The 11,563-nt window shown below is 58.8% G+C and carries 7 protein-coding genes; 5 read left to right on the top strand and 2 right to left on the bottom strand.

Annotated features, from left to right (window positions below; all coding sequences use genetic code 11):
- Positions 1-85: 85 nt before the first annotated feature.
- Positions 86-733, bottom strand: coding sequence for an O-methyltransferase (locus ABZS45_RS05605; protein ID WP_070443206.1), 648 nt, complete (start codon positions 731-733; stop codon positions 86-88).
- A gap of 162 nt (positions 734-895) precedes the next feature.
- Between ABZS45_RS05605 and sigE the strand changes: the two genes are divergently transcribed.
- The 3 genes from sigE (at position 896) to ABZS45_RS05590 (ending at position 2,751) form a co-directional block, all read left to right on the top strand.
- Positions 896-1,561 (top strand): RNA polymerase sigma factor SigE, encoded by a 666-nt coding sequence (sigE, locus tag ABZS45_RS05600; RefSeq protein ID WP_216379819.1) that lies wholly within the window; start codon positions 896-898, stop codon positions 1,559-1,561.
- Positions 1,562-1,655: 94 nt separating this feature from the next.
- Positions 1,656-2,105 (top strand): anti-sigma factor family protein, encoded by a 450-nt coding sequence (locus ABZS45_RS05595; protein WP_412100994.1) that lies wholly within the window; start codon positions 1,656-1,658, stop codon positions 2,103-2,105.
- A gap of 67 nt (positions 2,106-2,172) precedes the next feature.
- The gene (locus ABZS45_RS05590) at positions 2,173-2,751 is read left to right on the top strand and encodes a Sec-independent protein translocase TatB (RefSeq protein ID WP_070718753.1); all 579 of its coding nucleotides are present in this window, start codon (positions 2,173-2,175) and stop codon (positions 2,749-2,751) included.
- A gap of 7 nt (positions 2,752-2,758) precedes the next feature.
- Here the strand turns inward: ABZS45_RS05590 and ABZS45_RS05585 are convergent, their stop codons facing one another.
- Positions 2,759-3,898 carry an Mrp/NBP35 family ATP-binding protein gene (locus ABZS45_RS05585; protein ID WP_307891089.1) on the bottom strand — a complete coding sequence of 380 codons (1,140 nt, stop codon included), beginning with the start codon at positions 3,896-3,898 and terminating at the stop codon, positions 2,759-2,761.
- 161 nt (positions 3,899-4,059) lie between these two features.
- Here ABZS45_RS05585 and ABZS45_RS05580 point away from each other — a divergent pair, with 161 nt between their 5' ends.
- Positions 4,060-4,836, top strand: a complete 777-nt coding sequence (locus ABZS45_RS05580) for a hypothetical protein (RefSeq protein WP_412100993.1) — start codon at positions 4,060-4,062, stop codon at positions 4,834-4,836.
- A 379-nt stretch (positions 4,837-5,215) separates the two neighbouring features.
- Positions 5,216-11,095 (top strand): YPDG domain-containing protein, encoded by a 5,880-nt coding sequence (locus ABZS45_RS05575; RefSeq protein WP_412100992.1) that lies wholly within the window; start codon positions 5,216-5,218, stop codon positions 11,093-11,095.
- The last annotated feature ends 468 nt before the right edge of the window (positions 11,096-11,563 follow it).

Raw genomic sequence — 11,563 nt, 5'->3', positions numbered from 1 at the left:
CAACGGTGCCCTAGATGACGAAAATCTCCGTGCCGATCGAAAAACGGGCGATGGTTTTGGCAGATCGGGCAGTTTCAGAAGGCGACTACAGCTTGGTGATGAGTGTTAGGCCCGCCCCATACGGCAGGCGAGTGACGGCAGCACCCTCGAGAGAGCGAGCGTATTCGTCGGCTTCGCGGGCGGCGGCGGTGTCGCGGTCGGTGCGGGAGGGGTCGGCGACGGTGCCGTCGAGAAGCGCATTGGCCAACACCAAGGTGCCGTGCTGATGCAGTAGAGGCCAAGCGGCCTTGAGCAGCGCGGGCATATCGAGCGCCGGGACCTCGGCGTAAATCACCTGGTAGGTGTCATTGGCTAGGCGGCCCATGATGTCGAGGGGGCGCGAGGGCAAGAAGCGCCCACGGCTAGGGGAGTAACCGGCCTCGCGGAAAGTTCTCTTGGCGCTGGCCTGGTGCTCGGCTTCCGGGTCAATGCAGGTAAGGATTCCGTTCTCCGGCATGCCGGCGAGCAAGTAGAGGCCCACGACGGATGCTGCGGGAGTAATCGCTACCGCTTGCGGGCGGGAGGTGGTGCCGGATGAAGCCGCCGCGAGCGTGCTGAGCAGCTGGCCGGTGGCTTCATCCGGGGCCGGCAGGCCGTACTCCTCCGCATGGGCGCGGGCGCCGGCGAGCACCTCGGAGACCTCGCTGGTGGATTCGATATAGGTACGCATTGCGTCATAAGCCGTAGTAGTCACAAAGAAAACCATAGTGAAATCGCCACAGCTGCGTGCCGAGAATCGCCCGCAACTCTCCTCAGCTGTGACGCAAGAAGCGCATGTAAGAGGTGTGACGGATTCACAGGTTGCTCACAGGGCCGTGGCTGGAGTTTCGACGCGCACTATAGAAAGATATTCGCCATGACCACACAGCAGCGCGAGTTTGAGCACGCTCACCGTTCCACCGATTCCTCTGCCACTGGCAGCCATGATGTCAGCGCTGAAACTGAGAAGTTGACCGGAACCGCTGCGTTCGACGCCGGCCAGGCCGATATGCCTTCCTGGGGCGAACTCGTGGCCGAGCACGCCGATGATGTCTATCGCTTGGCTTACCGCCTCTCCGGTAACCAGCACGATGCTGAAGATCTCACGCAGGAAACTTTCATGCGTGTCTTCCGCTCCTTGGATAAGTACCAAGCAGGAACCTTTGGGGGCTGGCTGCACCGGATTACCACCAATCTCTTTTTGGATATGGTCCGCCACCGCTCCAAGATCCGCATGGAGGCGCTGCCGGAGGATTATGAGCGTGTCCCAGGTACAGATATGACCCCGGAGCAGGCCTACTCGGTGGCCAACCTGGATCCGGCGTTGCAATCAGCCCTGGATAACCTGGCGCCGGACTTCCGTGTGGCGGTGGTTCTCTGTGATGTCGTGGGTATGAGCTACGACGAAATCGCTGAAACCCTCGGCGTGAAAATGGGTACTGTGCGTTCGCGCATCCACCGCGGCCGCTCCCAGCTGCGTGCCGCGCTGGAAAAGGAAGCCCAGACAAACGCAGACACGCGCAGCCTGCTGCGTACCCGCTAGACTGGGCAGCGTTTGAATCTTAGAGGGCTAGACTCCCGCAGCTAAGCGCTAGGCCACTGCAGAAGAGCATGCACTGAGGTGAGGTGACGTTGAGGTGAATGCAGAAGGACATAGCAGCGACGGGCATTCCCTGAGCCTGTCCGGGTTCTTCACCGAGGCCCAAGCCAAAGTCCGCGATAAAGCAAAGTCCCGCGCCCAGCGGGCAGATACTATCGGCCATTTGGGGCCCGAGGCGGTCGTCGCTTTTGTCGACGGCGAAATGCTGGCCAAATATGCCCACCGCGTACGCATCCACCTCGTGCACTGCCCGGAATGCCGGGCGGAGATTCACCACCAGCGCAACGCCGCCGAGTGGGTTCGTGAATGCAGTGTGGAATCCCATGTTAAGGCCCCGGATTCCCTCATGGCGAAGCTCGCGGGTATCGCCCATCAGGGCATAGGGCCCGGGCCGGATGCGGAAGCGCCCGCGCACCAGCCACGCCAGGATTTCCTGGACAAGGTGGAAATGGTGGTGCGCGCCATCCGGCATAACCAGCGGGGCTAACAAGAGACCGAAGCCTCCCGCGCGCCCGTCGCCCAGTCACCACTAGCTAAGTAGTTAAGATAGTTTCGTGTTTTCCTCAATTGGTTGGGTAGAGATCCTCGTCATCGTGCTGCTGGGGCTGGTGATCATTGGTCCCGAGCGCCTGCCCGGCGTGATTATGGATGTCCGTGCGGCTATCTACGCGGCGCGCAAGGCCATTGCCAACGCCAAGGCGGAGCTCAACGGCGAGATGAGCGGTCTCGGGGCGGAGTTCGACGATCTCCGGGTGCCTTTGAGTCAGGCGGCGGAGTGGACGCGGATGGGCCCGCGCGGGGTTATCACCAAGGCGCTTTTCGACGGCGACGATTCCGCCTGGGATGACTTCAACCCGAAGAAGATGGCTGAGGACATCAAGAAGAGCACCAGCCCGTATGAGCACGATGCGGATATGAACAACCAACCCGCGCACACGCAGCAGGGTCCGGCGCAGCCAGCGCCGCAGCAGACCCCTGGCCGGCCGACTTTTGATTATTCGGAGGTCTACCCGGACCTGAACGCCGGAGTACAACAGCCGACGGGGGAGAAGGCGACTAAAACGACACAGCCCCCGCGCGGTGGGAATGCGCCCACCGGCGAGGGCAGCTCCTCCTGGGAGGATGTCACCTAAAGGCTATTTAGCCTTTGCGGGTCACACCCAAGCCGAGCTTCTTACCCACGAGGGAATCGGAGCGCACCGCAATGGAATCCGCCACCTTGGTGATGGCTTGGGTAGCGGGGGAGTCGGGCGCGGAAATGACGATGGGGGTTCCGGCATCGCCAGCCGCGCGCAGGCTCGGATCGAGCGGAATGCTGGCCAGCAGGGGAACCTCGTGGCCCAGCAGCACGCTGAGGCGCTCGGCCACCACGCTGCCGCCGCCGGAGCCGAAGATATCCATGGTGGATCCATCCGGCATGACCATCGCACCCATGTTCTCAATCACACCGGCCACGCGCTGGCGCGTTTGCTGCGAGATGGAACCGGCGCGCTCGGCCACCTCGGCGGCGGCCGCCTGCGGCGTGGTCACGATGAGGAGCTCCGCATTAGGGATGAGCTGGGCTACGGACAGGGCAACGTCACCAGTACCCGGCGGCAGGTCCAGCAGGAGCACGTCCAAGTCACCCCAGAAGACATCTGCGAGGAACTGCTGAAGTGCGCGGTGGAGCATCGGCCCGCGCCAGACCACGGGCGCATTGCCCTCCACGAACTGGCCAATGGAAATGTGCTTGATGCCGTGGGAGATGGGGGGAAGCAGCATTTCGTCGTCAAGCACGGTTGGCCCGGCAGTAGAACCCAGCAGGCTGGGGACGGAGTGGCCGTAAATATCGGCGTCCACGATGCCTACCTTGAGGCCCTTCTTGACCAAGGCCGCGGCAAGGTTCACCGTGACGGAAGACTTGCCCACGCCACCCTTGCCGGAGGCCACCGCAAAGACTCGGGTGGTGGACTCCGGCTTGGCAAAGGGGATCTCCGGCTCGGCTTGGCCGCCGCGCAGCTTCTGCTTGAGTTCTTTGCGTTGCTCGTCGCTCATCGGCGTCATGGAGATGCTGATGTCGCCGACACCGTCGAGCTCTGCGACGGCCGCGCGGGTATTGGACTCGATGGTGCCCTTCATCGGGCAGCCGGCGATGGTGAGATAAAGCTCGATATCCACGTCCGAACCGTTAACAGTCACGGACTTCACCATGCCGAGCTCCGTGATGGGGCGGCCGATTTCTGGGTCATCGACGCGGGTGAGCGCGTCGCGAACGGAAGATTCAGTAATAGCGCTAGTCATAACGGGCATTAGTCTAGTCACGTGCTATCGGGGAGAGCCACCCCGCCGTCTGGCCAGCGGGGCGTGTAAAATTCAGCCAGATGCTGCGGCCCAGCGCTGCGGACTTTGGACCCTGAAGAACAGCGACATGTGTGCTCGACATGTCCAGTTGAATAGAAAGAATGCGCCTGATTCTGATGCCCCGCCTTATTGCACATTCCCGCACCTTCGCCCGCATTGTTGGGGTGGCCTTGGTGGGGGTTGTGGGGGCGTCGTTAAGCGCCTGCTCTGGGTATGAACCCAAGCCGGAACCGAACCCAGTGAACTCGGCGCCGATCACCATCATGATTGATCCGACTTCCCATGAGCAGCGCGTGCTGGCGGAGATCTATCGCCAGACCCTGCGCGATGAGGGACGCGCGGCTACCGTTTCTCAGAAGCCAATGCTGGTGCGCCAGGGAGGGGAGCATGTCAGCGGGGTAAGCGCTAATGGCAACTTCTTCGTCGGCTGCACGGGTGAATTCTTAAGCGTCTACAACCCGGAGGAAGCCCGCGCCGTTTCCAAGGACTACGTGGCTGCCAAGGAAGAGGGCGCCAAGGACGTGGATTTTTTGGAGCGCACCCACATCGCTCTCATGGCCTCCTTGCCGCCAGAGGTCTCCGTGGTGGAGCCAGCCGGTGCTGAAGGTTGCCCTAGCTCTAAGCCGGAGCTTCCACAGAATTACGTCGTGGTCTACCAGGATGGGCTATTCAACCGCGATGAGAAGCTGGAGATAGCCTCCTTCACCAAGTTCCTCACCACGCAGGATCTTGATGAAGTCGTGCAGGAAGTGGAAGATGCCGAGGACTTTGAGGCGGCCGTGCGTGCCTGGATGGAGGCCAACCTCATGCAGAACCTCAACGAGGAGGGCGACTCCAATTCTTCCGGTGGCTCGGATTTGGTGCACGGGCAATCCTAGAAAATTCACCTTCAGAGATTCAGTTCTAGTGGACGCGCGTGGCGGGGTGGGGCTGTTGAAACGGTCTTGCTTGGCGCTGGCTCCCTGCACCGCTAACGCCCGGAAATGGGAGGAAAATCTCTAAAACTTGGCAAACCTGACGATTCTGTGAAGTTCATCCTTCACATGAAACGTGCACTGGCTTTCTTAAAATGCAGGTTAAACAAGTTTTTCCTTGCTTATGTCTGAAGAGAGAGGTATCGTTTTTAGGGATCGTCTGCTTGTTCCCTGTCTATTCTCTGGGGCAGTCGTGGGGAAATAACTTGATAATCCACAGGGGTTTGGGTTTTCCGCGCTCAGAGGGCGAGGCAGAGTGCTGCATTTGAAAGGACATTTAATAATGAATGCACCAAAAAATCGCTCCACCCGGCTGCGCTCCTCCCGTAAAGGGGTGGCAGCTCTTTCTGCTATTACGCTCGCACTGAGCGGCCTTAGCATTACCTCTTTTAATACGGTGGTCCCTGACGCCACTGCTGCGGAGTTTTCCGGAGGCATTCGTGAGCATTCCGGTGCGGTGGAGCCCGATGCCCAGCAGGCCTCGGATCTGCCGGCCGGTTCGTGTGTTGTGTCGGAAAACTCTCCGCAGGGCAGCCAGGCTGGTTTCAGCTGGTATACCTCTGAGCCGGCTGCGGCCAGCCCCGACAAGAAAGCCTGGGGCTTGAGTGTTTCCTTTGATAACTCGAAGGACCGCACGTTCGCTGATTGGAGCTTTTCCAATTCAGGCCTTATGGGTGCGTACCTCGATGCAGCGCAAATTCCCGCTACGGACGGGGGCCAGACCTTTGTTGACAAGGTAGTCACGCACAAGGCCGACGAAGCCCTCGTGATTGATGGCTCTAGGCAACAGCGAAATCTGAACCTCTACGCGGAACTGACCGATGCGAAAGTCAAGCAGTTCGCTGAGGCCACTGCCGCTAACCCGGTACGTTACGCCTGGCAGGGAAAATATAAGACTGACCGTACCTCCGCTCCGTTTGCCACCCAGGGAGACAGTGCATCCTTTAAGGCCGTCGTTAACCCGTGGCCGAGCGAGAACATCGAATGTAACCCGATTTCAGTGTCATGGGAGAACCAAGAAAAGCTGGTGATCAGGCCGGGCGAAGAGCTTAAGGTCGGCAAGATTAACGTTCCAGCGATTAAGGGCGGGGGCGTGGATGATTCCCTGTCCCGCATGGTTGTGGAGGCCTACGACGCCCAGGGTAACTTCATCGGAACAAGTGACACTGACGCTTCCGGTGGTGGCACGCCGAGCGTGCGTATTGACCAGACCACCGGCGAGATTTTCTACACCATGCCGGAGTACAAGGGTACGAAGCTGAGTCAACAGCAGGGCATGCGGTTTAGCGTGTTGGCAAAGCCGCGTTCTGTGGAGCAGCTTCAAGCTGCCGCTGAGACGAATAATGACGGCGAAGGCAGTGCTTTTGATAGCTCTAATTCGCTTTCTCGCTACAATAAGGCCAACGTAGTGAGTAACAATCAGTGGAGTTTCGACGACACTCAGTTCCACGATCCGGAGTATTCGCCGGTCCAGCAATCAGTGACCTCTGGCGTTGATAAGACTTCGAATACAGTTGTCACTGGGCCCCAAACTCTTACCTATAAGCAGGTTGGTGACAAGATCGCTGATCTGGTGAGGAGGCGTGAGGATGGCGGCGTCGAAGCCGAGGTGAAGCTTGATAAGCGCTACGTTTATAAAGGTTGGGACGCCAAACTAGATCCAAACACTTACGATGTCACCGTCACAACACCTGCTAATCCGATGCCGGGCACGTTCGCTCAGCCTCGTGTTATCGTCACCTATTCCAATGGCTCGCAAGATATTATTCCGCTGCTCGCTGTCATCGACCCGAACGATACTCAGGTTACGGAATTAGCTGTCAGGGGAACGGTTGAGGGCCCAGCTGGTAAAGTACTCGTTTCAGAGCTTGACCTAAAGCCTAGCTTTGAGGGATACGACCCAGTCCGGCCCAAGTCTTTTGATGTTGACCCTGCGTCAGTTCCAGAAGGATGGAAGGTGACCGTCGATGATGATGGCACCGTCAAAGTCAGGGCAACGTCCCCGGAAGCTGCTGCGAACAACACCAAGATTTTGCCGAGGGTTATCGCTACCTACCCAGATGGGACGACCGATACCGTTGAGGTTCCCTTCCAGATCGTCAATGCGATCAAGGTGCCGGACTACACCGCGGAGTCTGGCCACGTAAATGAAACGGTTACGCTTCAGCCAACCTTGCCAGAGCTTGGCTTGGGCGGTCGCGCCGATGACGAGAAACCTAATCGCTATACCTTCCCCGACGGTTCTTTGGAGTACAAGTATGGTGACTGGACAGTCACTATCGACGAGAATACTGGTGAGCTGACTTCGACGATTCCGGAAACAGCTATACCTGGCGCGCGACTAACCATCCCAGTGAAGGCTTACTACGCTACGGGCGCTACCCCACAGGTGGTGACCGGCACCATCAACGTTATTGGTGATGGCACCGGCAAGGACTTCGCTTCCTACCCTGCGCAGGTGACTAAGGCAGGGGAGAAGGTGAGTTCGGATATCGATACGATGTTGCCTGATCCGACACTTGCTAAGTACAAATTGCCTGATAACTTGCCGCAGGACTGGGAATTCGACATTGATGAGAAGGGTACGGTTACCGCAACCCCGAATGTGACAGTGGAGAATGGTACGACTGTCACCGTCAATGTAGAAGTAACCTACCCGGATGGTTCCACGGCTACTGTTCCGGCTGAGTTTACGGTCATCGATGCCTACGCGCGTACGAATGACCCCTTGTATCCGACGGTTAGTGGTCAACCCGGTACATTAGTGGTTAGCCAGGTGGATCGTACTAACCTGTACGATGCTGCTGAACCGAAGTTTTCCATCATCACGGATCCGAATGACCCGGAATATATTGATCCACCCCGCAACCTGAAATGGGAAGATGTGAAGATTGACCCGGTTACGGGCGTCATCACCACTCCGATCAGCAAGTTTGCTCTGCCTGGAACTTCCGCAGATATCCCTGTTCGTGTCACATACAAGGACGGTTCGACTGATAAGACCATCGCCACAGTCGTCGTTAAGGCGGAAGTACGGCAGGTCTATGAGGCACAGTACTTGCTGCAAAACACCACGCCTGGTGGAACAGTCAAGTCCGAAATTACGGAAGTAACGAGGATTCCTGAACGCGACCTCGCTAAGGATCCTTCGAAGCGTTTCCAGGTGCCCTCAGACTTCAATGGATGGAAGGTCAGCGTCGACGAAAACGGTGTCGTCACCGCCACCGCACCGAAGGACGCTCGACCTGGTGACGGTGTGGATATCCCTGTTACCGTCACGTACTACGACGGTTCCACTGACACCGTCTTCGCACCGTTCAATGTGAAGGAGAACCAGAAGGACATCAGCGAGCCTACCTACCCGGTTCAATCCACCAAGCCAGGCCACGAGGTGAAGCGTTCCGTTAACCGGGACGGTGCACCGGACGGCACGGCCTTCTCCTTCGGCATGGACGGCGGCAAGCCGAAAACTGAGGACACCGTTGACGGATGGACCTACACGATCGATCCGAAGACCGGTGAGGTTTCCGTAACCCCGCCCGCTGACTCTAAGCCGGGTGACAAGCACGTACACAACGTCACGGTGACGTACCCCGATGGTTCGACCGACGAGACTCCAGTTACCACTGTGGTGAACTTGACTCAGAACTTCGAGGTTGATCCGACCTATCCACCAGAGACTACGTTCCCAGGCGAGACTGTGACTTCACCGCTCACCATTGAGCTGCCTGACGGTATTACCGTGGCGAAGGAACAGCCATACAAGATCACTCCGGCTGATGGCTACACGGCAACCGAGGATAAAAACGAGTTTGGTAACCCGACGTACACGGTTACGACAGCCAACGGTGACTGGCTCGTAGGCTTGGATGACAAGGGCAATGTAATTGCTACCGCACCGAAGACCGCGAAGCCGGGTGACTCTATCAAGGTTCCGGTCACGGTGACATATTCTGATGGTTCCACTGATCGGATCTATGCACCGATCAACATCCAGGATGCCCCGACTCGCGAGGTGCCGTTCGATGTTGAGTACAAGTTCGATGACACCGTCCCGCAGGGTACCTACAAGGTCGAAACCGAGGGTGTTCCGGGTACAGAGGTACAGGACCCTAAGGGCAACTGGTCGCAAACCAAGGCACCGGTCAATGAGGTCGTCGTCATTGGTACCAAACCCGCAAAGGCTACCGATGAAATGACCTGGAAGATGTCTACCGGTTTCGACACCATCATGCGTCCGAACCCGGCACTCAAGCCGGGTGAGGTAAAGGTCGTTCAGGAGGGCGAAGCTGGCGAGCGCACGATTACTGCGAAGTTCGACGCCACGCTCGAGCCGGGCGGTGTCCCGACGGTAAAGACCACGTCAGATACCGTGACCAAGGACCCGAAGCCACGCATCGTGGAGTACGGCCCGCGCCTTAAGGATCAGGAACTGGTTTTCACTGACAAGAACCGCATCCCGTTCGAGACTGAGGTTAAGTACGATCCGAACCTGGAGGCTGGCAAGCAGGTTATTGACCAGGAGGGAGAAGAAGGCGAAGAGACCGTTACGACTAAGCAGAAGCTTGTCGACGGTCAACCTTCTGGCGACCCTGTAATCACCACCGAGCGCACCAAGGAACCGGTCAAGCAGATCATCCGCGTTGGTGGCAAGACCGAAGGCTCTGACACCTCCGAGCACGAGGTTGATGTTCCGTTTGAGACCGAGGTCATCTTCGATGACACGATGGAAGCCGGTACCCAGGAGACCGTCCAAGAGGGCAAGCTGGGTAAAGACAAGGTTACAACGACCAAGACCATTGAGAATTCAAAGGTCACGGGTTCGGAGACCAACATCGAGCGTGTTGCCGATCCAGTCAAGAAGATCGTCAAGGTCGGCACTAAGGGCAAGCCTGCATCCACGGTTATCGAATGGAATGAGCACACTCCGTTCGAGGTTGAGGTGCGAGTTAACCCTGCGCTGAAGCCGGGCGAGACCAAGGTTGTCCAGCAGGGCAAGCAAGGCGAGGTTAAGCACACCGTTAAGGTGAATGCCGAGAACGGTGAGGCGACAAAGGACGAGTCCACTGAGAAGATCAGTGATCCGACCACGCACATCATCGAGGTTGGTCCTGCGGACCACCACGAGACTGAGCTGACGGATAAGTACAAGGAGAACACTCCTTACGACACCATCATTGAGTACGACCCGGACATGGAGGTTGGCAAGGTCGTTGAAGACCAGGCTGGCCAGTTCGGTGAGAAGGAAGTAACCAAGACCTGGAAGCTCAAGGACGGCGTGCCGGAGGGCGATCCGGAGACTTCTGAGGAAGTCATCAAAGACCCGCAGCCGCGCAAGCTGCGCGTCGGTACCAAGTGCAAGTGCGAGGGACCGACGGACGATCCGAGCCAGGAGCCGAGCGAAGAGCCCGGTGACGACCCGAGCCAGGAACCCAGCCAGGAGCCGAGTGAAGAGCCCGGTGACGACCCGAGCCAGGAACCCAGCCAGGAGCCGAGTGAAGAGCCCGGTGACGACCCGAGCCAGGAACCCAGCCAGGAGCCGAGTGAAGAGCCCGGTGACGACCCGAGCCAGGAACCCAGCCAGGAGCCGAGTGAAGAGCCCGGTGACGACCCGAGCCAGGAACCCAGCCAGGAGCCGAGTGAAGAGCCCGGTGACGACCCGAGCCAGGAACCCAGCCAGGAACCCAGCCAGGAGCCGAGTGAAGAGCCCGGTGACGACCCGAGCCAGGAACCCAGCCAGGAGCCGAGCGAAAAGCCGGATAAGCCTGGTACATCGAGCATCCCGGATCTCAGCAGCCTGTGGCCGCTCATCCCGCTGGTGATTATTCCGCCGGCACTGGCCCACTTCTTCAAGCCTCCGCACATTCCGGAGCTGCCGACGAAGCCGGCCAAGCCAGCAGAGCCGCTGAAGCCTGAGGAACCGAAGGCGCCAGAGGCACCGAGCACGGAAGCACAGCCGACGGCTGAGCAGACTCCGAGTGCACAGCCGAGCCAGGCTAGCCAGCCAGGAACGACATCGAGCACCCCGGCCTCTTCCAAGAGCACCTCGTCTAGCAAGCTTGCCAACACCGGTGCTAACGTCCTAGGCCTCATTGGTGTGGCACTGGCACTCATCGCTGGTGCAGCTCTGATTCTGCGTCCTAGCCGCCGCAAGGATTCCTAAGCACTAGGTATCCGCAGGGGCCCGACCGGCCTCACGGCAGTGGTTGAGTAAACCACGAGCAAACGCCCGAGCATTAGCTCGGGCGTTTCTTTTTGCTCAATCACACTGAGGCGATCCACTTGCCCTGTCGAGGTTCGATGCCACATGAGAAGGGGTGTCTGCCGTCGTCGTCGGCTAGGGCGTCAGCGTGATCAATCGCGCCGGTTGACGGATGGATCACTTAGAGGTTGTGCCACAGCCTCATCTACGTGTGCCACGCTGCCTAGCCTTTCGCGGGGTATCTGAGAAAGCACTCACTCATATGGGCGTCTCCCTTCGCGCTCACCGGGAGTGCTTGCGGTTGCTGTTTGAGGCTCACGGTGAGCGCGAAGGGCGAGTAAGGGAGCACGGAGGGCGGGTGGCTGAGCGCGCAGCGCGGCTTTTGTGGTCTGGTAGGGGAGGCACCCCGGGTTACACAAGCAAGAAAAG

It is taken from the genome of Corynebacterium aurimucosum, assembly GCF_046895345.1.
GTDB lineage: Bacteria > Actinomycetota > Actinomycetes > Mycobacteriales > Mycobacteriaceae > Corynebacterium > Corynebacterium aurimucosum_G.
This window is presented reverse-complemented; position numbering and strand designations above follow the sequence as displayed.